Below are 24286 nucleotides of genomic sequence, written 5' to 3' on the forward strand. Positions count from 1 at the left end.
GATCTTACCCCCCGCGGCCGACTGGTCAAACGCGGCCGGACGTCACCGGGGAGCTGCGGCGATGCCGACAGGCCCGGACCGAGTCGTTCGGGGCCGGCCCGCCACCGTGACCGACAGCACGCAGCACGCCCGTCACCGGCCCCGCACCGGCCTGCTGCACGGCCGCTGGAATACTCCGGACATGGATACGATCATGAAGCGGTCCTGGACGCTGCGCCCGGCGGAACCGACGGACCTCGAGGCCATGACCGAACTCCGGGCCCTCGTCATGCGCCCGGATCTGGAACGCCTCGGCCGGTACGACGAACATCGCGTACGTCAACGGCTGCGGGACATCTTCGCGCCCGAGCACACCTCGGTCGTCCTCGCGGACGGCGAGTTCGCCGGCTGCGTCACCATGCGTCCGGTCGAGAACGGCTGGTGGGTGGAGAACTTCTACCTGTCCCCCGCTCTCCACGGCCAGGGGATCGGCTCGGCCGTCCTGCGGACTCTGCTGGAGCGCGCCGACGCGGACGGGGCGGACGTCCGGCTCGATGTCCTGCAGGGCAGCGCGGCCCGTCGGCTGTACGAACGTCACGGGTTCACGCTGGAGCACGAGGACCCGATCGATGTCTATCTGGTGCGCCGCTCCGGCGTGTAGCCGCGACACGCACAGTCAGCGCACCGATCGCCGTCTAATCTGCCGCGGGAAGCGGCACGCGACCCGCCGCTCGGACAGGGTGAGCGGACGGAGTGCGGCTCGTGACGGATCGATCCGGCCCTGCGTGCAGTGGCGGGGTACGGCGGCGCAGCGTCGTCCGAGCCGCCGCCGCGGCCGCCCTGATGGGCGTCGGCGCCTGCTCCGTACCGGCTCCGCGGCGCGGTGGCCCCATGGCGGACCCGGCCCCCGGCCTCCCGGTCGCCGACGCCGGGCCGGCCCTGATGATGCAGGTTCTCGCCCACCCGGACGACGACCTGTACTTCATGAACCCGGACACCCAGCAGGCCCTGGCGGCCGGGACACCGCTGGTCTGTGTGTACCTCACCGCCGGTGAGGTCCTCGGTCTCAACAGGATCCCCGGCCGGGCACGGCCCGCCCCCGACCGGGCCGCCTACTCCTCGGCCCGGCACCAGGGGCTGCGCCAGACCTACGCCGCCCAGCTCGGGCTGCCGATGTTCACCCGCTGGCACAAGTCCGTCCTCGATCTGGCCGGCGGACACCGGGCGGAGATCAACACCCTGCTGGGCGGCGGCCGGCGGGTCGAGCTGATCTTCCTCAATACGGCGATGCAGATCGGCCACGGCCGGCTCGGGCTGCCCAGCCTCTGGCACGACCGGGCGCTGAACCTGCGCACCGTCGTCGCCGCCGGCTCACCGCTGGAGCGGGTGGGTGCGTACACGTACGACGGGCTGATCGATGTCCTCGTCGGGCTGCTCGACCGGTACCGGCCGACCGTCGTCCACACGCTCGACCCCGACCCGGACATCCAGCACAGCACCGAGGCCGTCCGTCGGCAGGACATCGAGCAGCCCGGCTACTCCGACCATGCCGACCACACCGCGACCGCCTCGTTCGCCTGGGCGGCGCTGATCCGGTGGGTGGCCCGCGCGACCCAGGACGGCGGGGGCGTGCCGCGGTTCGTCACCACCGCGTTCCGCGGCTACTACAACCGGCACTGGCCGAAGAACCTGCCGGGCGGGGTGCTGAAGGAGAAGGCCGCGCACCTGGTTCCGTACGGCGGCGAGGCCGACTGGCGGTGCGGGAACCGGGCGGGCTGCGGCGACTACAACGTCGGCGGCGACCGGCCCCTGACCAACAGGAAGGGCTGGGTCCGCTCCACCCGGTACCGCTACCCCGGCCCCCGCCCCACGGTCGCCGCCGAACCGGACGGGCGGCTCGCCGTCTACGGGGTGCTTGGGCTGCGGGTGGTGCGGTGGCGCGAGAGTGCGCCCGGCAGCGGGGTCTGGGACGGACCGGACGATCTCGGCGGCGGGCCTTTCGCACCGGTACTGGGCCGAGCCGTGACGGCGGACGGCAGGCTGTTCCTGTTCGGGCTGCGCTTCGCGGCGCTCGGCGGACACGGGGCGCAGAACGAACGGGACATCGTGCTCCTGGAGCAGAGCTCCCGGGACGGCACCTTCCGTGCCTGGCGCGGACTGGGCAACCCGGAACCGGCCCCGGACCGGGGTCGCCGGATCGGCGTCCCGGTGGCGGCGACCGCACCCGACGGCCTGGTCCATCTCTTCGTACGGAACGCGGACAAGGGCGTGAGCACCCGGGTGCGTGCCACGTCCGGCCGGTGGGGCGAGTGGACGGACCTGGGCGGCGGCGAGGTCCAGGACGGGCTGAGCGCCGTGGTGGACGGGCACGGCCTGGTCCATGTGTACGGCGCCGGTCATCACGCGGTGCACCACTGGGCGCAGGAGACAGCCGGGGCGCGGCTGACCGCCCGACGGGAGATCCACGGGGCGCCGGTGCCGGGTGACGGGCCCGCCGCCCGGATCACCACGGACGGTTCCGTCGAACTGCTGTACCGGGCTGCGGCGCGGGCCCGGCTGACGGCCGTCACCGGGGGGACGGCCGTGGGGCGGACGGACTTCGACGGATACGGGCCGGTGAGCGTCGCCGACTCGCCGCTCGGGCCGGTGCTGCTGGGCCGCACCGAGGAGGGCCGGCTCCAGCTGCGTACCGGCGAACGACTGTCCGTACGGATGCAGGGGCCGGTGGCGCTCGACGGTCCCGCGCTGTACGTCACGGGCCTGGGGCGCCCGGCGGTGGTCGGCCTGGGACCGGACGCCGTCCCGTGGCTCTGGCGGCCGTGACCGCGCGCACCGGGGAATGCCGAAGGGCCCCGGTCCACCGCTTGCGCGGCGGGCCGGGGCCCTCCTTGGTGCTCTGTGCGGAGCAACCAGGTCAGACAGTCAGGTAATTACTTGACGATCTTGGTGACCTGGCCGGCGCCCACGGTCCGGCCACCCTCGCGGATGGCGAACTTCAGGCCCTCTTCCATGGCGACCGGCTGGATCAGCACGACGTTCATGAGGGTGTTGTCACCCGGCATGACCATCTCGGTGCCCTCGGGAAGGGTCACAACGCCCGTCACGTCCGTGGTACGGAAGTAGAACTGCGGGCGGTAGTTGTTGAAGAACGGGGTGTGACGGCCACCCTCGTCCTTCGACAGGATGTAGGACTGCGCCTGGAACTCGGTGTGCGGCGTGACCGAACCCGGCTTGATGATGACCTGGCCGCGCTCGACGTCCTCGCGCTTGATGCCACGAAGAAGCAGACCGACGTTCTCACCGGCCTGGCCCTCGTCGAGCAGCTTGCGGAACATCTCGATGCCGGTGACCGTGGTGGTGGTCTTCTCCTGCTTGATGCCCACGATGTCAACGGTCTCGTTGACCTTGAGGACACCACGCTCGATACGACCGGTGACGACGGTGCCACGACCGGTGATCGTGAAGACGTCCTCGATCGGCATCAGGAACGGCTTCTCGACGTCACGCTCGGGCTGCGGGATCGACTCGTCGACGGCCTTCATCAGGTCGAGGACGGTCTGGCCCCACTCCTTGTCACCCTCAAGAGCCTTGAGCGCCGAGACCTTGACGACCGGAAGGTCGTCGCCCGGGAACTCGTACTCGGAGAGGAGTTCACGAACCTCGAGCTCGACGAGCTCCAGGATCTCCTCGTCGTCCACCATGTCGGCCTTGTTCAGCGCGACAACGATGTACGGAACGCCGACCTGGCGGGCCAGGAGCACGTGCTCCTTGGTCTGCGGCATCGGGCCGTCGGTGGCGGCGACCACGAGGATGGCGCCGTCCATCTGCGCGGCACCCGTGATCATGTTCTTGATGTAGTCGGCGTGACCCGGGCAGTCGACGTGCGCGTAGTGACGCGACTCCGTCTGGTACTCGACGTGCGCGATCGAGATCGTGATACCGCGCTGGCGCTCCTCAGGAGCCTTGTCGATCTGGTCGAAGGCCGAGGCCTCGTTCAGGTCCGGGTACGCGTCGTGCAGCACCTTGGTAATGGCGGCCGTGAGGGTCGTCTTACCGTGGTCGATGTGACCGATGGTGCCGATGTTGACGTGCGGCTTAGTCCGCTCGAACTTCGCCTTCGCCACTGGGTCCTCCTGTGGAGTGGTTCTGTACGCCTTGCTTCATCGGCGCCAGGTGATCTTTGCTGGGATGCCGGGGCCCGGGGCATTCACCACATTGCTTGCGCTCTGCGACGAATGCCCCACCAGGCTCCGGTGACAAGCCTAAAGCGTGAGCTCGGGAGAGTTACTCGCCCTTGGCCTTCGCGATGATCTCCTCGGCGACGTTCCGCGGAACCTCGGCGTAGGAGTCGAACTGCATCGAGTAGCTTGCGCGACCCGAGGTCTTGCTGCGGAGGTCTCCGACGTAGCCGAACATCTCCGAGAGGGGCACGAGGCCCTTCACGACGCGAGCGCCGCTGCGCTCCTCCATGGCCTGGATCTGGCCACGGCGGGAGTTGAGGTCACCGATGACGTCGCCCATGTAGTCCTCGGGCGTGGTGACCTCGACGGCCATCATCGGCTCGAGGAGCACGGGGGACGCCTTGCGGGCACCCTCCTTGAACGCCTGCGAACCGGCGATCTTGAAGGCGAGCTCGGAGGAGTCGACCTCGTGGTAACCACCGTCGAGAAGGGTGACGCGAACGCCGACCATCTCGTAACCGGCCAGGATGCCGAACTGCATGGCTTCCTGAGCACCCGCGTCCACCGAGGGGATGTACTCACGGGGGATGCGGCCACCGGTGACCTTGTTGACGAACTCGTAGGACGCGTCGCCACCCTCGATGGGCTCAAGGGCGATCTGCACCTTCGCGAACTGGCCGGTACCACCAGTCTGCTTCTTGTGCGTGTAGTCGATGCGCTCGACGGCCTTGCGGATCGTCTCGCGGTACGCGACCTGCGGCTTGCCGACGTTCGCCTCGACGCGGAACTCGCGCTTCATGCGGTCGACGAGCACCTCGAGGTGAAGCTCGCCCATACCACCGATGATGGTCTGGCCGGTCTCCTCGTCGGAGTGCACCTGGAAGGACGGGTCCTCCTCGGAGAGGCGCTGGATGGCGACACCCAGCTTCTCCTGGTCACCCTTGGACTTGGGCTCGATGGCGACCTGAATGACCGGCGCCGGGAAGTCCATGGACTCCAGGATCACCGGGTTCTTGTCGTCACACAGCGTCTCACCGGTGGTGGTCTGCTTCAGGCCCATGACGGCGATGATGTCACCGGCGCCCACCGACGCGATCTCCTCACGCTTGTTCGCGTGCATGCGGTAGATCTTGCCGATGCGCTCCTTCTTGCCCTTGACCGAGTTCAGCACCGCGGTGCCGGCCTCGAGGCGACCGGAGTAGATCCGGACGAAGGTGAGCTTGCCGAGGTGCGGGTCGCTAGCGATCTTGAACGCCAGGCCGGAGAACGGCTCGTCGTCCGAGGGCTTGCGCTTGACGACAACCTCGGGGTCCTTGACGTCGTGGCCCTCGATGGCCTCGACGTCCAGGGGGGAAGGCAGGTAGCGGACGACCGCGTCGAGCAGGGGCTGGACGCCCTTGTTCTTGAACGCCGTGCCACAGAACACCGGGGTGACGGTGACGGAGCCCGCGCCGCCCTTCGACGCGAGGGTGATCCGGCGGATCGCCTCGTGCAGCTGCTCCTCGGTGGGCTCGACGCCCTCCAGGTACAGCTCCATCATCTCGTCGTCGTTCTCGGAAACGGCCTCGAGCAGCTTGCCGCGCCACTCCTGAGCCGCCTCGATGTGGGTGTCCGGGATGTCGACGGTGTCGTACATCTCGCCCTTGACGGCCTCTTCCGGCCACACAAAGGCCTTCATCGACACGAGGTCGACGACGCCCTTGAAGTCGGCTTCGGCACCGATGGGGAGCTGCATGACGAGCGGGACCGCACCGAGGCGTTCGACGATCATGTCGACGCAGCGGTGGAACTCTGCACCCGTGCGGTCGAGCTTGTTGACGAAGCAGATACGCGGCACGCCGTAGCGGTCCGCCTGACGCCAAACGGTCTCGGACTGCGGCTCGACGCCGGCGACACCGTCGAACACGGTGACAGCGCCGTCGAGGACGCGGAGCGAACGCTCCACCTCGACGGTGAAGTCGACGTGACCCGGGGTGTCGATGATGTTGATGGTGTGGTCAACATCATCGAGCGGCCAGTGACAGGTCGTCGCGGCGGACGTGATCGTGATGCCGCGCTCCTGCTCCTGCTCCATCCAGTCCATCGTGGCAGCGCCGTCGTGGACTTCACCGATCTTGTACGAAACACCGGTGTAGAACAGGATCCGCTCGGTGGTGGTCGTCTTGCCCGCGTCGATGTGGGCCATGATCCCGATGTTGCGGACCTTGGCCAGGTCAAGCGAAGTGGTGGCCATAAGGCTCAATCTTCTCTCGGTCTCGATGTGGGTAGCGACTACCAGCGGTAGTGCGCGAAGGCCTTGTTGGACTCGGCCATCTTGTGGGTGTCCTCGCGCTTCTTGACGGCAGCGCCAAGACCGTTGGAGGCGTCGAGCAGCTCGTTCATGAGGCGCTCGGTCATCGTCTTCTCGCGGCGGGCGCGGGAGTAACCCACGACCCAGCGAAGCGCGAGGGTGGCGGCGCGACCGGGCTTGACCTCGATCGGCACCTGGTAGGTGGCGCCACCGACACGGCGGGACTTGACCTCGAGCGAGGGCTTGACGTTCTCAAGCGCGCGCTTCAGCGTGATGACCGGGTCGTTGCCGGTCTTCTCGCGGAGGCCTTCCATGGCGCCGTACACGATCCGCTCGGCAGTGGAACGCTTGCCGTTGAGCAGGATCTTGTTGATCAGCGAGGTGACAAGAGGAGAACCGTAGACCGGGTCGATGATGACCGGGCGCTTCGGGGCGGGGCCCTTACGAGGCATTCTTACTTCTCCTTCTTGGCGCCGTAGCGGCTGCGGGCCTGCTTGCGGTTCTTGACACCCTGGGTGTCAAGGGAGCCGCGGATGATCTTGTAACGAACACCCGGCAGGTCCTTCACACGGCCACCACGCACGAGCACGATGGAGTGCTCCTGCAGGTTGTGTCCCTCACCCGGGATGTAGGCCGTGACCTCGATGCCGGAGGTCAGACGCACACGCGCGACCTTACGGAGTGCCGAGTTCGGCTTCTTCGGGGTGGTCGTGAACACACGCGTGCAGACGCCGCGGCGCTGGGGCGAACCCTCGAGCGCGGGCGTCTTGTTCTTCTCGACCTTGTCCTGCCGGCCCTTCCGGACCAGCTGCTGGATCGTAGGCACTACTTCTCCGGTTTCTGTGTGCCGTTCGTGAAACTAACCTGGAACGTCGCCGACCCACGCGGTCGGGTGTGTCGAATGCTGCAGGCTTCTGCCCTAGGGCAGAAGGGGCGCAGATTGCGGTGGCCAAAGACAAGCTCGCCATGCGGTTGAGGACACGCACACGAGCCCAGGCACACCCCAGGCACAAGGTCTGAGCGTACCTACCTCACGGACTCCGGTCAAAACAAATGCTGTCCACGACGACGCGCTGCGCGTGACATTCCCGACAGTACCGCTGTTCCGGCACCGAAGGGCAACGCCGCAGGGCGGCCACCCCGTACGAAACGGAGTGACCGCCCTGCGGACGGGACATGCGCCTTACTGGTTGTACGGACCGTAGTCGTAGTCCTCCAGCGGAACGGCCTGGCCGGAGCCCGTGCCGAACGGCGAGTAGTCGATGTCGTCGTAGCCGACGGCCGAGTACATCGCGGCCTTGGCCTCCTCGGTCGGCTCGACCCGGATGTTGCGGTAGCGGGACAGACCCGTACCGGCCGGGATGAGCTTACCGATGATGACGTTCTCCTTGAGGCCGATCAGGGAGTCCGACTTGGCGTTGATCGCCGCGTCGGTCAGAACCCTGGTTGTCTCCTGGAAGGACGCCGCCGACAGCCACGACTCGGTGGCGAGCGAGGCCTTGGTGATACCCATCAGCTGCGGACGGCCGGAGGCGGGGTGACCGCCCTCGGTGACCACACGACGGTTCTCGGTCTCGAACTTCGAGCGCTCGACGAGCTCGCCCGGCAGCAGCTCCGCGTCGCCGGACTCGATGATCGTCACCCGGCGCAGCATCTGCCGGATGATGATCTCGATGTGCTTGTCGTGGATCGACACACCCTGCGAGTTGTAGACCTTCTGGACCTCGCCGACCAGGTGGACCTGGACCGCGCGCTGACCGAGGATCCGCAGCACGTCGTGCGGGTTGGTGGCACCCACGGTGAGCTTCTGGCCCACCTCGACGTGGTCGCCCTCGCCCACCAGCAGACGGGCACGCTTCGAGATCGGGAACGGCGTCTCGTCGCTGCCGTCGTCCGGGGTGACGACGATCTTCTTGGTCTTCTCGGTCTCCTCGATACGGATGCGGCCGGCCGCCTCCGAGATCGGGGCGACACCCTTGGGCGTGCGGGCTTCGAAGAGCTCGACGACTCGGGGCAGACCCTGGGTGATGTCGTCACCGGCCACACCACCGGTGTGGAAGGTACGCATCGTCAGCTGGGTACCGGGCTCACCGATGGACTGGGCGGCGATGATGCCGACCGCCTCACCGATGTCGACCAGCTTGCCGGTGGCGAGCGAGCGTCCGTAGCAGAAGGCACAGGTGCCGACCGCGGACTCACAGGTCAGGACCGAACGGGTCTTGACCTCCTCGACGCCGGCGCCCACCAGGGCGTCGATCAGGACGTCACCGAGGTCGACGTTGGCAGGCGCGATGACCTTGCCGTCGACGACGACGTCCTCGGCGAGCATGCGGGCGTAGACCGAGGTCTCGACGTCCTCCGTCTTGCGGAGCACACCGTCCGCACCCTTGACGGCGATCTTCAGCTTGAGGCCACGGTCGGTGCCGCAGTCCTCCTCGCGAATGATCACGTCCTGCGAGACGTCCACCAGACGACGGGTCAGGTAACCCGAGTCGGCGGTACGCAGGGCGGTGTCCGCCAGACCCTTACGGGCACCGTGCGTGGAGATGAAGTACTCCAGAACGGTCAGGCCCTCACGGAACGACGCCTTGATGGGACGCGGGATCGTCTCGTTCTTCGCGTTCGACACCAGACCACGCATACCCGCGATCTGACGCATCTGCATCATGTTTCCTCGGGCACCCGAGTCGACCATCATGAAGATGGGGTTCGTCTTCGGGAAGTTCGCGTTCATCGCCTCGGCAACCTCATTGGTCGCCTTGGTCCAGATCGCGATGAGCTCCTGCGTGCGCTCGTCCTTGGTGATGAGACCGCGCTCGTACTGCTTCTGGACCTTCTCGTCCTGCGCCTCGTAGCCCTGGACGATGGCCTTCTTGGCCTCCGGCACGACGATGTCCGAAACGGAGACGGTGACGCCGGAACGGGTCGCCCAGTGGAAACCGGCCGCCTTCAGGTTGTCGAGCGTCGCCGCCACGATGACCTTGGGGTAGCGCTCGGCCAGGTCGTTGACGATCTCGGAGAGCTGCTTCTTGCCCACCGAGTAGTCGACGAACGGGTAGTCCTCGGGCAGCAGCTCGTTGAAGAGCGCGCGGCCCAGGCTCGTACGCAGCCGGAAGGTGTCACCCGGCTGGTACTCCGGCTCGCCCTCTTCAGCGACCGGCGGCACCCAGCCGCGCGGCGGGATGGTGCCCACCGGGAAGCGGATGTCGACCTGCGTCTGGAGCGAGAGCTCCCGGGCGTCGAAGGCCATGATCGCCTCGGCGGTGGAACCGAACGCGCGGCCCTGACCGATGACCTTGCGCTCCTCCTCGTCCGTGGTGAGGAAGAACAGGCCCAGCACCATGTCCTGGGTCGGCATGGTGACGGGACGACCGTCGGCCGGCTTCAGGATGTTGTTCGAGGACAGCATCAGGATGCGGGCCTCGGCCTGCGCCTCCGCGGAGAGCGGCAGGTGCACGGCCATCTGGTCACCGTCGAAGTCCGCGTTGAACGCGGTGCAGACGAGCGGGTGGATCTGGATGGCCTTGCCCTCGACCAGCTGCGGCTCGAAGGCCTGGATGCCGAGGCGGTGCAGGGTCGGTGCACGGTTCAGCAGCACCGGGTGCTCGGCGATGACCTCTTCGAGGACGTCGTACACCACGGTGCGGCCACGCTCGACCATGCGCTTGGCCGACTTGATGTTCTGCGCGTGGTTCAGGTCGACCAGGCGCTTCATCACGAACGGCTTGAAGAGCTCCAGCGCCATGGCCTTCGGCAGACCGCACTGGTGCAGCTTCAGCTGCGGACCGACAACGATCACGGAACGCGCGGAGTAGTCCACACGCTTACCGAGAAGGTTCTGACGGAAACGACCCTGCTTGCCCTTGAGCATGTCGCTCAGGGACTTCAGCGGGCGGTTACCCGGACCGGTGACCGGGCGACCACGGCGGCCGTTGTCGAACAGCGCGTCGACGGCCTCCTGCAGCATCCGCTTCTCGTTGTTCACGATGATCTCGGGGGCACCGAGGTCAAGGAGACGCTTGAGGCGGTTGTTGCGGTTGATCACACGGCGGTACAGGTCGTTCAGGTCGGAGGTCGCGAAGCGGCCACCGTCCAGCTGCACCATCGGACGCAGGTCCGGCGGGATGACCGGCACGCAGTCGAGCACCATGCCCTTGGGGCTGTTGCTGGTCTGCAGGAACGCGGAGACGACCTTGAGGCGCTTGAGCGCACGGGTCTTCTTCTGGCCCTTGCCGGTACGGATGATCTCGCGGAGGCGCTCGGCCTCCTCGTTGAGGTCGAAGGACTCCAGGCGCTTCTGCAGGGCAGCGGCACCCATGGAGCCGTCGAAGTACGTGCCGAAGCGGTCACGCAGTTCGCGGTAGAGCAGCTCGTCGCCCTCGAGGTCCTGGACCTTGAGGTTCTTGAAGCGGTTCCACACCTCGTCGAGACGGTCGATCTCGCGCTGCGCACGGTCGCGCAGCTGCTTCATCTCACGCTCGGCACCTTCGCGCACCTTGCGGCGCACGTCGGCCTTGGCGCCCTCGGCCTCGAGCTCGGCCAGGTCGGTCTCGAGCTTCTTGGCGCGAGCCTCCAGGTCGGAGTCGCGACGGTTCTCGACCTGCTGACGCTCGACGGAGACGTGCGCCTCCAGCGAGGGCAGGTCACGCGTACGGCGCTCCTCGTCCACGAACGTGATCATGTACGCGGCGAAGTAGATGACCTTTTCGAGGTCCTTCGGCGCGAGATCAAGCAGGTAGCCGAGGCGCGACGGGACGCCCTTGAAGTACCAGATGTGAGTGACGGGAGCGGCAAGCTCGATGTGGCCCATGCGCTCACGACGCACCTTGGCGCGCGTGACCTCCACGCCACAACGCTCACAAATGATGCCCTTGAAGCGGACACGCTTGTACTTGCCGCAGTAGCACTCCCAGTCCCGGGTCGGACCGAAGATCTTCTCGCAGAAGAGTCCGTCCTTCTCGGGCTTGAGCGTGCGGTAGTTGATGGTCTCCGGCTTCTTCACTTCGCCGTGCGACCAGGTCCGGATGTCGTCCGCGGTGGCAAGGCCGATCCGCAGCTCGTCGAAGAAGTTGACGTCGAGCACTTGTCGTCAATCCCTCTTTCGGGGTCGAGTCTCAATCAATGGTCTGAACGGGTCCGGGGCAGGGCCGGGGCCTCATGAGCGAGGCCCCGGCCAGACCCGTCAGACCTCTTCGACGCTGCTCGGCTCGCGCCGGGACAGGTCGATACCGAGCTCCTCCGCCGCGCGGAAGACGTCCTCGTCCGTGTCACGCATCTCGATGGACATGCCGTCCGAGGAGAGCACCTCCACGTTGAGGCAGAGCGACTGCATTTCCTTGATGAGCACCTTGAAGGACTCGGGGATGCCCGGCTCGGGGATGTTCTCGCCCTTGACGATGGCCTCGTAGACCTTCACGCGGCCGGTCACGTCGTCGGACTTGATCGTCAGCAGCTCCTGGAGGGCGTAAGCGGCGCCATATGCCTCCAGCGCCCACACCTCCATCTCACCGAAGCGCTGTCCACCGAACTGAGCCTTACCACCCAGCGGCTGCTGGGTGATCATGGAGTACGGGCCCGTCGACCGAGCGTGCAGCTTGTCGTCGACGAGGTGGTGGAGCTTGAGGATGTACATGTACCCGACCGAAACCGGGTCCGGGAACGGCTCGCCGGAGCGGCCGTCGAACAGCTGGGCCTTGCCGGAGGGCTGCACCAGGCGGTCGCCGTCGCGGTTCGGGATCGTGGCCTCGAAGAGACCGGAGATCTCGTCCTCGCGCGCACCGTCGAAGACGGGCGTGGCGACGTTGGTGCCGGGGGCGACCTGGTCGGCGCCGATGGCCTGCAGGCGCTTGGCCCACTCGTCACCGAGGCCGGAGACGTCCCAGCCACGGCTGGCGAGCCAGCCGAGGTGGATCTCCAGGACCTGTCCCGGGTTCATTCGGGACGGGACACCCAGCGGGTTGAGGATGATGTCGACCGGGGTGCCGTCCTCCAGGAACGGCATGTCCTCGATCGGGAGGATCTTCGAGATGACGCCCTTGTTGCCGTGACGGCCGGCGAGCTTGTCACCATCGGTGATCTTGCGCTTCTGCGCGACGTAGACGCGGACCAGCTGGTTCACGCCCGGCGGCAGCTCGTCGCCCTCTTCGCGGTCGAAGACGCGGACGCCGATGACCTTGCCGATCTCGCCGTGCGGGACCTTCAGCGAGGTGTCGCGCACCTCGCGCGCCTTCTCACCGAAGATCGCGCGGAGCAGGCGCTCCTCGGGGGTCAGCTCGGTCTCACCCTTGGGCGTGACCTTGCCGACGAGGATGTCACCGGCGACGACCTCGGCACCGATACGGATGATGCCGCGCTCGTCGAGGTCGGCGAGGACCTCTTCGGAGACGTTCGGGATGTCCCGGGTGATCTCCTCCGGGCCGAGCTTGGTGTCACGGGCGTCGACCTCGTGCTCCTCGATGTGGATCGAGGAGAGGACGTCGTCCTGCACGAGGCGCTGCGACAGGATGATCGCGTCCTCGTAGTTGTGACCCTCCCACGGCATGAACGCCACGAGCAGGTTCTTGCCGAGCGCCATCTCACCGTTCTCGGTGGCCGGCCCGTCGGCGAGGACCTGGCCCTCGATGACCCGGTCGCCCTCGGAGACGACGACCTTCTGGTTGACCGAGGTGCCCTGGTTGGAGCGCGAGAACTTGGCGATGCGGTACGTGGTGTACGTGCCGTCGTCGTTGGTGACGGTGATGTAGTCCGCGGAGACCTCCTGGACGACACCGTCCTTCTCGGCCTTCAGGACGTCACCGGCGTCGGTGGCGCAGCGGTACTCCATGCCCGTACCGACGAGCGGGGCCTCCGACTTGATCAGCGGCACCGCCTGACGCATCATGTTCGCGCCCATGAGGGCACGGTTGGCGTCGTCGTGCTCCAGGAAGGGGATCATCGCGGTCGCGACGGACACCATCTGGCGCGGCGAGACGTCCATGTAGTCGACGTCGTCGCCCGGGATGTAGTCGACCTCTCCGCCACGACGGCGGACCAGGACGCGGGGCTCGGTGAACCGCATGTCCTCGGAGAGCGTCGCGTTCGCCTGGGCGATCACGAAGCGGTCTTCCTCGTCGGCGGTGATGTAGTCGACCTCGTCGGTGACCTGGCCGTCGACGACCTTGCGGTACGGCGTCTCGATGAAGCCGAACGCGTTGACACGTCCGTACGAGGCGAGCGAACCGATCAGACCGATGTTCGGGCCCTCAGGGGTCTCGATCGGGCACATGCGTCCGTAGTGGGACGGGTGCACGTCACGGACCTCGAAGCCGGCCCGCTCACGGGAGAGACCACCCGGGCCAAGAGCCGACAGACGGCGCTTGTGGGTGAGACCCGACAGCGGGTTGTTCTGGTCCATGAACTGCGACAGCTGGCTGGTGCCGAAGAACTCCTTGATGGAGGCGACGACCGGCCGGATGTTGATCAGGGTCTGCGGCGTGATCGCCTCGACGTCCTGAGTCGTCATGCGCTCACGCACGACGCGCTCCATACGGGCCAGACCCGTACGGACCTGGTTCTGGATGAGCTCGCCGACGTTACGCAGACGACGGTTGCCGAAGTGGTCGATGTCGTCGGTCTCGACGACGATCGAACGACCGGACTCACCGACCGTCTCGGTCTCCCCGGCGTGCAGCTTGACCAGATACTTGATGGTCGCGATGACGTCGTCGGAGGTGAGCACACCGGCGTCCAGCGGCTCTTCGGCGCCGAGCTTCTTGTTCACCTTGTAGCGGCCGACCTTCGCGAGGTCGTAGCGCTTCGGGTTGAAGTAGAGGTTCTCGAGCAGCGTCTGAGCAGCCTCGCGGGTGGGCGGCTCGCCCGGGCGGAGCTTGCGGTAGATGTCGAGCAGCGCGTCGTCCTGGCCCTGGGTGTGGTCCTTCTCCAGGGTGGCGCGCATGGACTCGTACTCGCCGAACTCCTCGAGGATCTGCTCGGTGGTCCAACCGAGAGCCTTCAGGAGAACGGTCACGGACTGCTTGCGCTTGCGGTCGATACGGACACCGACCATGTCGCGCTTGTCGATCTCCATCTCCAGCCAGGCACCCCGGGACGGGATGATCTTGGCGGAGAAGATGTCCTTGTCGGACGTCTTGTCGATCGAGGAGTCGAAGTAGACACCCGGCGAGCGCACGAGCTGCGACACGACGACACGCTCGGTGCCGTTGATGACGAAGGTGCCCTTGTTGGTCATGAGCGGGAAGTCGCCCATGAAGACCGTCTGGGACTTGATCTCGCCGGTCTCGTTGTTGGTGAACTCGGCCGTGACGAAGAGCGGGGCGGCGAACGTGAAGTCGCGCTCCTTGCACTCGTCGATCGAGTTCTTCGGGGGCTCGAAGCGGTGGTCGCGGAACGTAAGCGACATCGACCCGGAGAAGTCCTCAATCGGTGAAATCTCCTCGAAGATCTCCTCCAGGCCGGACTTGGTGGGGACGTCTTGTCCACTGTCCAGAGCAGCCTCGACGCGAGCCTTCCAGGCGGCATTGCCGAGGAGCCAGTCAAAGCTCTCGGTCTGCAGCGCGAGGAGGTTCGGAACCTCGAGGGGCTCCTTGATCTTTGCAAAAGAGATGCGCAGCGGGGCGGTGCTGGCACCGTTGTTCGTATTCGCGGTCGAGGCGTTGCGCGAGGCGGCCAAGAGGGGGTCCTTCCGAGGGCTCGGACTCACTACGCGCGTACCGGTCCCAAGTTGGACACGGTGACGGAAATCCCAGGTCAGGGACGCTCAGTCATCGGTGTTCAAGCATCGGGTATGCCCCTGGTGACGGGCAGGAGGCAGCTAACAGGCAGCGCAAAGGGTCAGTGTAGCCAAACGGCACACTGATGTCCAGTCCGGGTTCTCAGAGACCCTCGAAGCTCGCAACAGCTGTTCTCAACACCTATGAATCGCCCTCGCGCGGATGCGCTCTTCTTTACTGCCCTCTTCGCCCACGATCCATGCATCGGATCCGGATCGAGTGACGACGCGTCCTGAGAATTGCGCGCCGCGTGCGGTTCGTCAAGGCCCCCCTGCCGGAGAGAGCCCTGAGACCCTCATCCGCCGCCCCTCGGCACCGGCCGCGAGCCCCCGTCGGAGGCGTACGGCGAAGATCACGATACTCGTCAACCACGGAAGAGCAAGGCGAGCGCCTCGGGTACCCCGAAGGGCGACCACCCGGATGGGTGATCGCCCTTCGCGATGTGACGTCCGTGCCGTGCGGTACGGGTGTCCAGACGAGTCAGAGGACTCGCAGGGTCACTTGACCTCGACCGAGGCGCCGGCGCCCTTGAGGGACTCGGCAGCCTTCTCGGCGGCCTCCTTGGCGACCTTCTCGAGGACGGGCTTCGGGGCGCCGTCGACGAGGTCCTTGGCCTCCTTGAGACCGAGCGAGGTCAGCTCACGCACGACCTTGATGACCTGGATCTTCTTCTCGCCGGCACCGGTGAGGATGACGTCGAACTCGTCCTGCTCCTCGACGGCCTCAGCGGCAGCAGCAGCGCCACCGCCGGCGGCAACGGCGACCGGAGCGGCAGCCTTGACGTCGAACTTCTCCTCGAACGCCTTGACGAACTCGGAGAGCTCGATGAGGGTCAGGGTCTCGAACTGCTCGAGCAGCTCGTCCTGGGACAGCTTCGCCATGATGGCGTCCTTCCACTAAGTCGGCAGGTGCCGGGTGTATATGAAGGCGGGCGTACGGGCCCGCTGCGAGCCGTGGAGCGGAGTGTTACTCCGCCACCTCGGCGTCGGCGGGAGCCGGCGTACCGGCACCGCCCTGCTCGACCTTGGCGCGAAGAGCGTCCGCGGTGCGGACGAACTCCGACAGCGGGGCCTGGAAAGTCGCCGCGGCCTTGGCCATCGACGCCTTGATTCCACCGGCCACCTTGGCGAGCAGAACCTCGCGGGACTCGAGGTCCGCGAGCTTCTTGATCTCATCGGCGGACAGCGCCTTACCGTCAAGGACACCGCCCTTGATGATGAGGTTGGGGTTGTCCTTGGCGAAGTCACGAAGACCCTTCGCCGACTCCACCGGGTCACCGGTGATGAAGGCAACCGCCGTCGGACCTGCGAACAGGTCGTCCAGCGTGTCGATCCCGGCCTCGTTGGCCGCAATCTTGGTCAGCGTGTTCTTCACCACGGCGTACTGGGCGTTCTCACCGAGCGAACGACGCAGCGTCTTGAGCTGCGCCACGGTGAGACCCCGGTACTCGGTCAGCACAGCGGCGTTCGAGCTGCGGAACTGGTCCGTCAGCTCGGCTACCGCGGCAGCCTTGTCGGGCCTTGCCATGAGCGTCGGCCTCCTTCCGGGTGATGAGGACCGCTCAGAAGGGGCCGGGAAAGACGAAACGCCCCGGCACAAGTGCCAGGGCGCAGCTCGACCGGACAAAAGTCCGGGAGCGTTCCACAGTCACCTGCGCAGGTCGTCCGCACTCAACGGATCCTTCGGTCACTGCCCCCTCTTACGAGAGCGCAGCAACGACCAGCGGTCTTTGGCTTCTGTAGGAGAGTACGCGACCGGGGTCGCGCACAGCAAATCCGTCCCGGTTCGGGCGGTGCGGGAGGTTTAAGACGCGCCCGCAGCGCTGCCCTGCTGCTGCTCCAGGAGCTTCCGGAAGTCGACGGTGTCGGAGGCCGGGGGCTCCTCGACCGTGACGTCGGTGCCGTAGTCGCTGTAGAACACCGTGGAGTTCAGCTCGCCGGTCTTCATCCGGCCGCGCTCGGTCTTCTTCACCAGCAGCTCGTCCTTGTCGACCCAGATGTCGACCTTCTCCGTCGTGATGCCGGCGTCGCTCAGCTGCTTCTTGAGCTCGGCGAGCTGATCGGCGTCGACGGCGGAGTTCTTGGTGCTCAGCTCGGCGACGTCGACCGTGCCGGAGTAGTGCGTCGTGGCGACGCCCCGTACGTCCTCCTGGCCGACCTTCTTCACATCGCCCGAGGCCAGCAGCGCCTGCACTCCCTGGCCGGGGGTGCTGCTCTGCAGCTGGTCCTTCATCACCTCGCCGGAGGCGCCCGCCAGCTCGGCCAGGTCGTCGTAGGAGTAACGGATCCAGTGCTTGCCGCCCGCCTGCCTGGCGAACGCCTCGCCCATGTTGGCGACGTACCCGTCCTTGAAGTAGCGGGCCTGCATCGTGCCGTCGCCGCCGGACTGCTTCAGTGCATCACCCATGGTGCCGCCGGTGTACGTGATCTCCATGGTGCCGGTCATGCCGTCGGACCAGTCCATGGCACCGGTCTGCTTCATGGACATCGTCGTGCCCATCACCGTGGTGCCCTCGATCCTGGCCGAGCTGGCACCGCTGGTCTTCTGCTGCACACTGCGCAGCGCCGCGATCGGGTCGGCCCTGACGGCGCCACCGGCGCCGCTGCCGGTGGCGTCCCCTCCCCCGCAGGCCGCCACGGATGTCAGGGCCGCCAACACCGCAGCCGACAGACACACGCGTCGCACGGTCATCGTCGTCATCGTCTTCTCCACCCTCGCTCCGTACGGTCGCCCACGCCGACGCACGGCGCGGACGGCCACTGATGCGTACGAGAACGAGGACGGGCCCCGCACCTCGAAAGGTTGCGGGGCCCGCCCATGTCACGCGAGACGCGGCTTTCGTACGAGCGCGGAGGCTCAGACGGCGGCCGGGTCCTCCTCGACGAGGAGGTTACGGGTGCGGTTGGCGTCCAGCGGGATGCCGGGGCCCATCGTGGTGGCCAGGGTGGCCTTCTTGATGTAGCGGCCCTTGGCGGCGGACGGCTTCAGACGGAGGATCTCCTCCAGCGCCGCGGCGTAGTTCTCGACCAGCTTCGTGTCATCGAAAGAGACCTTGCCGATGATGAAGTGCAGGTTCGAGTGCTTGTCGACGCGGAACTCGATCTTGCCGCCCTTGATGTCGTTGACAGCCTTCACGACGTCGGGGGTGACGGTGCCGGTCTTCGGGTTCGGCATCAGACCACGCGGACCGAGCACGCGGCCGAGGCGGCCGACCTTGCCCATGAGGTCCGGAGTGGCGACGACGGCGTCGAAGTCCAGACGGCCCTTCGCCACCTCGTCGATGAGCTCGTCGGCGCCGACGATGTCGGCGCCCGCGGCTTCCGCGGCCGCAGCACGGTCACCGGTCGCGAAGACCAGGACCCGGGCGGTCTTGCCGGTGCCGTGCGGGAGGTTCACGGTGCCACGGACCATCTGGTCGGCCTTGCGCGGGTCTACACCCAGGCAGAACGCGACCTCGACGGTGCCGTCGAACTTGGTGCTGGCGGTGTCCTTGGCGAGACGGACGGCCTCGAGGGGGGCGTAGTTGCGCTCCCGGTCGATCTTGGCGTCCGCAGCGCGGAGGTTCTTGCTGCGCTTCACTGCTGCTCCTGTGGTTTCAAGTGTGGAGGCGTGGTGCGGGCCAGCGCTTGGCCCTACCACTGAGGGACTACGGGGCTGATCAGCCCTCGACCGTGATACCCATCGAACGGGCGGTGCCGGCGATGATCTTCGACGCGGCGTCCAGGTCGTTGGCGTTCAGGTCGGGCATCTTGACCGTGGCGATCTCGCGGACCTGGGCGCTCGTGAGCTTCGCGACCTTGGTCTTGTGCGGCTCGCCGGAGCCCTTGTCCACACCTGCGGCCTTGAGGATGAGCTTGGCGGCCGGCGGGGTCTTCGTCACGAAGGTGAAGGAGCGGTCGTCGTAGACCGTGATCTCCACCGGCACGACCATGCCACGCTGCGACTCGGTCGCGGCGTTGTAGGCCTTGCAGAACTCCATGATGTTGACGCCGTGCTGGCCGAGCGCGGGGCCGACCGGCGGGGCCGGGTTGGCCGCACCGGCGTTGATCTGGAGCTTGATAAGCCCCGTGACCTTCTTCTTCTTGGGAGGCATTGCTCTCTCCGGGTCCTAGTGAGAGTTTTTCGCCGTCATCCGGATCATCCGGATGCAGGCATACCGCACAACGATAACGGGTATAGCTGCGCGACCAAAAACCGAGCAGGTCAGACAGGCTGTAGAGCCTGTCTGACCTGCTCGGTAGGCATGTGTCCAGAAGTCGGCGAAAACCGTCAGTTCTTCTGGATCTGGTCGAAGCTGAGCTCGACCGGGGTTTCGCGACCGAAGATCTCGACGAGGCCCTTGACCTTCTTCGAGTCGGCGTTGATCTCGTTGATCGTCGCCTGCAGCGTCGCGAACGGGCCGTCGGTGACCGTGACCGAGTCGCCCACCTCGAAGTCCAGCACCTGGACCTCGACCTTGCGGGACGGAACCGGCTTGCCCTCGGCCTCGGCGGCCTCGCGGGCGGCCTTCTCCTCGGCCTCCGGGGCGAGCATCTTGACGATCTCGTCCAGGGTCAGCGGGTACGGGTCGTAGGCGTTGCCCACGAAGCCGGTGACACCGGGAGTGTTGCGCACGACGCCCCAGGACTCATTCGTCAGGTCCATGCGCACCAGGACGTAACCCGGGAGCTTGTTCTGACGGACGTTCTTGCGCTCGCCGTTCTTGATCTGGACGATCTCTTCCTCGGGCACTTCGGCCTGGTAGATGAAGTCCTCGACGTTGAGCGAGACGGCGCGCTGCTCCAGGTTGGCCTTCACACGCTTCTCGTAACCGGCGTACGTGTGGATGACGTACCACTCGCCGGGGAGGCCGCGGAGCTCGTCACGCAGAGCGGTGACGGCGTCGACCGGAGCGGCCGGCTCGGCCTCTTCCTCGGTCTCGTCGTCGCCCTCGGCGGCCTCGTCCTCGACGGACTCCTCGTCGGAGTCGGCCGCAGCGGCCTCGTCCTCGACGTTCACGGCGGCCTGCTCGGCGGGCTCACCCGCGGCGTCGGCGTCGGCAGCTTCGGCCTGGTCCGGCTCCACAGCGTCAGCCGCCTCGACGATCTCGGCCTCGTCCTCGGCGGACTCGAAGGCGCCCGCCGTCGGCTCGACAGCGTCGTTCAGGTTCGGGTCAGACACGGTGGCTGCTTCTTCCTGGATACAAATGGGTGGAACATGCGAAAGGGGCGCCCATGAGGCGCCCTCCGCGGGATCAGCCGAAGACGTACTTGATGGCCCGCTGGAATCCGAAGTCAATCACGGTCACAAGACCAATCATGACGACCACGAAAACAATCACCACGGACGTGTACGTCGTCAGCTGATTGCGAGTCGGCCAGACAACCTTGCGCAACTCGGCGACGATCTGGCGGTAGAACAGCGCGAGACGACCCATGGGGCCCTTCTTTCCGCGCTTGCCGCCCTTCCGAGTCCTCTTCTTGGACTCGGGTACTTCATCCTCAGCATCAGGCATGTCGATGGAGCCCACGGCGTCCGTCACGCTTCTCACCTGATTCCGGGTCATGGCCGTGCCGCGCCCGGTGGAGCCGCACGGCGGTGCATTGAAGTACGTACATGCGCACACATCCTGGCGAAGGAGTGTGTAGCAGGGCCGGAGGGACTTGAACCCCCAACCGCTGGTTTTGGAGACCAGTGCTCTACCAATTGAGCTACGACCCTTTGTGGTTTCCACCAACTTACCGCATCTACCCCGATGCTCCGGGTGCAGGAACGGTGCGGCTGGTGAAGGCCAACGACAGGTGAGTGTACGTGCTCAGCGGCCCGGCGTCGAACAGATAGCTCCGGACAACTCCTGTCCGGTTCTTGTCCGCATGCTGTCCGGGTGCTGTCCGGTCCCTGAAACCCCTGTGCCGACCGGGATTGCGGTCTGGGAGCATGGGGCCCATGAGCGCTGCAACTTCTCCCTCCGAGCGCCGGGTCTCCGCCCGCATCGGTGCAATCTCCGAGTCCGCCACTCTCGCCGTCGACGCCAAGGCCAAGGCCCTCAAGGCCGCCGGCCGTCCGGTGATCGGCTTCGGTGCCGGTGAGCCCGACTTCCCGACCCCCGGCTACATCGTCGACGCCGCGGTCGAGGCCTGCCGCAACCCGAAGTACCACCGCTACACCCCGGCAGGCGGGCTCCCCGAGCTCAAGGCCGCCATTGCAGAGAAGACGCTGCGCGACTCCGGGTACCAGGTCGAGGCCTCCCAGATCCTGGTGACCAACGGCGGCAAGCAGGCCATCTACGAGGCGTTCGCCGCGATCCTCGACCCGGGCGACGAGGTCATCGTCCCGGCGCCGTACTGGACCACCTACCCCGAGTCGATCCGTCTCGCCGGCGGTGTCCCGGTGGAGGTCGTGGCCGACGAGACCACCGGCTACCGGGTCTCCGTCGAGCAGCTGGAGGCGGCACGCACCGAGCGCACGAAGGTCGTCCTGTTCGTCTCCCCGTCGAACCCGACCGGTGCGGTGTACAGCGAGGCCGACGCCAAGGCGATCGGTGAGTGGGCCGTCGAGCACGGCCTGTGGGTGCTCACCGACGAGATCTACGAGCACCTGGTCTACGGCACCGCGAAGTTCACCTCGCTCCCCGCGCTCGTGCCCGCCCTGCGCGACAAGTGCATCGTGGTCAACGGTGTCGCCAAGACGTACGCGATGACCGGCTGGCGCGTGGGCTGGGTCATCGGCCCCAAGGACGTCGTCAAGGCCGCGACCAACCTGCAGTCGCACGCCACGTCCAACGTCTCCAACGTCGCCCAGGTCGCCGCGCTGGCCGCCGTCTCGGGGAACCTGGACGCGGTCGCCGAGATGCGGACCGCCTTCGACCGCCGCCGCCAGACCATCGTGCGGATGCTCAACGAGATCGACGGCGTGCTGTGCCCGGAGCCCGAGGGCGCGTTCTACGCGTACCCGTCGGTCAAGGCGCTGCTCGGCAAGGAGATCCGCGGCAAGCGCCCGGCCACCTCGGTCGAGCTGGCGGCGCTGATCCTGGACGAGGCCGAGGTCGCGGTCGTTCCGGGCGAGGCCTTCGGCACGCCGGGCTACCTGCGGCTGTCCTACGCGCTGGGCGACGAGGACCTCGTCGAGGGCGTGTCGCGGCTCCAGAAGCTGCTGGGCGAGGCGAAGGACTGACCTCCGCCCCCTTCCGCTCAGGTGCCCCCCGGCCGAGGCCGGGGGGCACCTTTTTGTGCACGCTTTCGATCGAGCTGTCGTACGAGCTTGCGTTCGAGGATCAACTCGATGGGGAATCCCGCTACCGCCACAGCCCTCGGGTGCGGCAGGATCTTCGAATGGAGCGTGATGTACGGCTGTTGCCCAAGGCCCACCTGCACTTGCATTTCACCGGGTCGATGCGGCCCACGACGCTGCTCGAACTCGCCGACAAGTACGGCGTACGGCTGCCCGAGGCGCTGACCGGTGGCGAGCCGCCCAGACTGCGGGCGACGGACGAGCGCGGCTGGTTCCGCTTCCAGCGGCTCTACGACATCGCCCGGTCCTGTCTTCGGGCGCCCGAGGACATCCAGCGGCTGGTGCGCGAGACGGCCCAGGAGGACGTCGCGGACGGCTCCGGCTGGCTGGAGATCCAGGTCGACCCGACCTCGTACGCCCCGCTGCTCGGCGGGCTCATCCCGGCGATCGAGATCATCCTGGACGCGGTGGACTCCGCGGCGCGCGAGACCGGGCTCGGGATCCGTGTGGTGATCGCGGCGAACCGGATGAAGCACCCGCTGGACGCGCGGACGCTGGCCCGGCTCGCGGTGCGGTACGCGGACCGTGGTGTCGTCGGCTTCGGGCTCTCCAACGACGAGCGGCGCGGGATGGCGCGCGACTTCGACCGGGCCTTCTCCATCGCCAGGGAGGGCGGCCTGCTGGCGGCTCCGCACGGCGGCGAACTGGCCGGCCCATCGAGCGTGCGGGACTGCCTGGACGACCTCGACGCGGCCAGGATCGGCCACGGCGTCCGGGCCGCCGAGGACCCGCGGCTGCTGCGCCAGCTGGCGGAGCGCGGGGTGACCTGCGAGGTGTGCCCGGCGTCGAACGTCGCCCTGGGCGTCTACGAGAAGCCTGCGGACGTACCCCTGCGCACCCTGTTCGACGCCGGCGTGCCGATGGCGCTCGGCGCGGACGATCCGCTGCTCTTCGGGTCCCGCCTCGCCGCGCAGTACGACCTCGTACGGCGTCACCACGCGTTCACCGACGAGGAGCTGGCGGAGCTGGCACGGCAGTCGGTGCGAGGGTCGGCGGCGCCCTCCGACGTACGGGCGCGGCTGCTGGCGGGGGTCGACGACTGGCTGGCGAAGCCGGCCGACTAGCCGCCTCCTCCTGCGGGCGCCCCCTGTGGGGGACTCAGCCGGCCTTGTGCGTGGACTCAGGCCTGCGTGCCGATCCCGTGCAGCACCGTCCGCGCAATGGAAGCGGCGAACTCGTCCAGGGACTGCGGCGGTCGGCCCTCCTCCGTCGCGTCGTAGGCGAACACGCGCTGGACGCAGGCGCCGAGCAGCAGCGCCGCGGCCGCGTAGGTGTCGGCGCCGGGCCGCACGCGGCCGGCCGCCTGTTCGCTGCGGAGATAGCCGGCGACGCCCCGGATCGGCACGTGCGGACCGGTGCCGAGCTCGCGCATGGCCGCGTCGTGGCGGCTCTTGAGCCGCGGCTCGGCATAGAGCGACGCCGCGATCGGGAAGCTCTGGGCGTAGAAGAGCGCGGCCTCGCGGGCGATGTCGGTGAGATTCTCCTCGACGGTCCGCTCCCCCGCCCCCGCGTCGGCGGTCAGCCGCCGCAGCAGTGGGTTGAGCTTGGGCAGCCGTTCCTTGAGCACCGCCACGAACAGTTCTTCCTTGCTGGGGAAGTGCTTGTAGAGCGCCGCCTCCGAACAGCCCGCGGCCCGAGCGATCTCCTTGGTGGTGGCCCGGGCCAGGCCGATGGTGAGCATCAGCTGGTGGGCGGCGTCGATGATGCGGACGCGGGCCGGCTTCTGCTCCATGGGCACTCCAATGAGGCTTGACGCGTGGTGAGTATCCGCTCACTCTATGGGTGAGTGAATACTTACC

18 protein-coding genes and 1 tRNA gene are annotated in these 24286 nt (G+C 67.2%); 4 read left to right on the plus strand and 15 right to left on the minus strand.

Going from position 1 to position 24286, the window contains the following annotated elements:
* Positions 1–181 precede the first annotated feature (181 nt).
* Both OHB49_RS18290 and OHB49_RS18295 read left to right on the plus strand, forming a co-directional pair.
* The gene (locus tag OHB49_RS18290; RefSeq protein WP_030977943.1) at positions 182–640 is read left to right on the plus strand and encodes a GNAT family N-acetyltransferase; all 459 of its coding nucleotides are present in this window, start codon (positions 182–184) and stop codon (positions 638–640) included.
* Positions 641–741: 101 nt separating this feature from the next.
* Entirely contained in the window at positions 742–2802 is a 2061-nt protein-coding gene (locus OHB49_RS18295) for a PIG-L family deacetylase (protein ID WP_443079537.1), read from the plus strand.
* 107 nt (positions 2803–2909) lie between these two features.
* On the opposite strand, the gene tuf is transcribed toward OHB49_RS18295, so the two are convergent.
* The 14 genes from tuf to OHB49_RS18365 form a co-directional block, all read right to left on the minus strand.
* Positions 2910–4103: an elongation factor Tu gene (tuf, locus tag OHB49_RS18300; RefSeq protein WP_030977937.1), complete on the minus strand. Its 1194-nt coding sequence runs from the start codon at positions 4101–4103 to the stop codon at positions 2910–2912.
* Between the two features lie 160 nt (positions 4104–4263).
* Positions 4264–6393 carry an elongation factor G gene (gene fusA, locus OHB49_RS18305; protein WP_329161528.1) on the minus strand — a complete coding sequence of 710 codons (2130 nt, stop codon included), beginning with the start codon at positions 6391–6393 and terminating at the stop codon, positions 4264–4266.
* A gap of 38 nt (positions 6394–6431) precedes the next feature.
* On the minus strand, positions 6432–6902 hold the full coding sequence (rpsG, locus tag OHB49_RS18310; RefSeq protein ID WP_030977935.1) for a 30S ribosomal protein S7: 471 nt from the start codon (positions 6900–6902) through the stop codon (positions 6432–6434).
* 2 nt (positions 6903–6904) lie between these two features.
* Positions 6905–7276 (minus strand): 30S ribosomal protein S12, encoded by a 372-nt coding sequence (gene rpsL / locus OHB49_RS18315; RefSeq protein WP_003948652.1) that lies wholly within the window; start codon positions 7274–7276, stop codon positions 6905–6907.
* Positions 7277–7633: 357 nt separating this feature from the next.
* Positions 7634–11533, minus strand: a complete 3900-nt coding sequence (locus OHB49_RS18320; RefSeq protein WP_030977930.1) for a DNA-directed RNA polymerase subunit beta' — start codon at positions 11531–11533, stop codon at positions 7634–7636.
* Positions 11534–11632: 99 nt separating this feature from the next.
* Positions 11633–15118 (minus strand): DNA-directed RNA polymerase subunit beta, encoded by a 3486-nt coding sequence (gene rpoB / locus OHB49_RS18325; RefSeq protein ID WP_030914111.1) that lies wholly within the window; start codon positions 15116–15118, stop codon positions 11633–11635.
* 597 nt (positions 15119–15715) lie between these two features.
* Positions 15716–16099 (minus strand): 50S ribosomal protein L7/L12, encoded by a 384-nt coding sequence (gene rplL, locus OHB49_RS18330; RefSeq protein ID WP_030977928.1) that lies wholly within the window; start codon positions 16097–16099, stop codon positions 15716–15718.
* 85 nt (positions 16100–16184) lie between these two features.
* Positions 16185–16745, minus strand: a complete 561-nt coding sequence (rplJ, locus tag OHB49_RS18335) for a 50S ribosomal protein L10 (protein ID WP_030977926.1) — start codon at positions 16743–16745, stop codon at positions 16185–16187.
* A 276-nt stretch (positions 16746–17021) separates the two neighbouring features.
* Positions 17022–17918 carry a hypothetical protein gene (locus OHB49_RS18340; protein ID WP_329161531.1) on the minus strand — a complete coding sequence of 299 codons (897 nt, stop codon included), beginning with the start codon at positions 17916–17918 and terminating at the stop codon, positions 17022–17024.
* Positions 17919–18074: 156 nt separating this feature from the next.
* Complete coding sequence (gene rplA / locus OHB49_RS18345; RefSeq protein ID WP_030914102.1) at positions 18075–18797, minus strand: 50S ribosomal protein L1; 723 nt, start codon at positions 18795–18797, stop codon at positions 18075–18077.
* 79 nt (positions 18798–18876) lie between these two features.
* Positions 18877–19311 carry a 50S ribosomal protein L11 gene (rplK, locus tag OHB49_RS18350; protein WP_030977920.1) on the minus strand — a complete coding sequence of 145 codons (435 nt, stop codon included), beginning with the start codon at positions 19309–19311 and terminating at the stop codon, positions 18877–18879.
* Positions 19312–19487: 176 nt separating this feature from the next.
* A complete protein-coding gene (gene nusG / locus OHB49_RS18355; RefSeq protein WP_329161534.1) occupies positions 19488–20378 on the minus strand; it encodes a transcription termination/antitermination protein NusG in 891 nt (296 codons plus the stop codon).
* A 73-nt stretch (positions 20379–20451) separates the two neighbouring features.
* Positions 20452–20739 carry a preprotein translocase subunit SecE gene (gene secE, locus OHB49_RS18360; protein WP_030914093.1) on the minus strand — a complete coding sequence of 96 codons (288 nt, stop codon included), beginning with the start codon at positions 20737–20739 and terminating at the stop codon, positions 20452–20454.
* A gap of 106 nt (positions 20740–20845) precedes the next feature.
* A tRNA-Trp gene (locus OHB49_RS18365) sits at positions 20846–20918 on the minus strand.
* 225 nt (positions 20919–21143) lie between these two features.
* Between OHB49_RS18365 and OHB49_RS18370 the strand changes: the two genes are divergently transcribed.
* Together OHB49_RS18370 and OHB49_RS18375 are read left to right on the plus strand one after the other, a co-directional pair.
* Positions 21144–22370 carry a pyridoxal phosphate-dependent aminotransferase gene (locus OHB49_RS18370; protein ID WP_030977916.1) on the plus strand — a complete coding sequence of 409 codons (1227 nt, stop codon included), beginning with the start codon at positions 21144–21146 and terminating at the stop codon, positions 22368–22370.
* Between the two features lie 158 nt (positions 22371–22528).
* The gene (locus tag OHB49_RS18375) at positions 22529–23551 is read left to right on the plus strand and encodes an adenosine deaminase (protein ID WP_030977914.1); all 1023 of its coding nucleotides are present in this window, start codon (positions 22529–22531) and stop codon (positions 23549–23551) included.
* A gap of 56 nt (positions 23552–23607) precedes the next feature.
* Here OHB49_RS18375 and OHB49_RS18380 read toward each other — a convergent pair whose 3' ends face one another.
* The gene (locus tag OHB49_RS18380; RefSeq protein ID WP_329161536.1) at positions 23608–24219 is read right to left on the minus strand and encodes a TetR/AcrR family transcriptional regulator; all 612 of its coding nucleotides are present in this window, start codon (positions 24217–24219) and stop codon (positions 23608–23610) included.
* Positions 24220–24286 lie beyond the last annotated feature (67 nt).

The sequence above is a fragment of the Streptomyces sp. NBC_01717 genome, from assembly GCF_036248255.1.
Classification (GTDB): domain Bacteria; phylum Actinomycetota; class Actinomycetes; order Streptomycetales; family Streptomycetaceae; genus Streptomyces.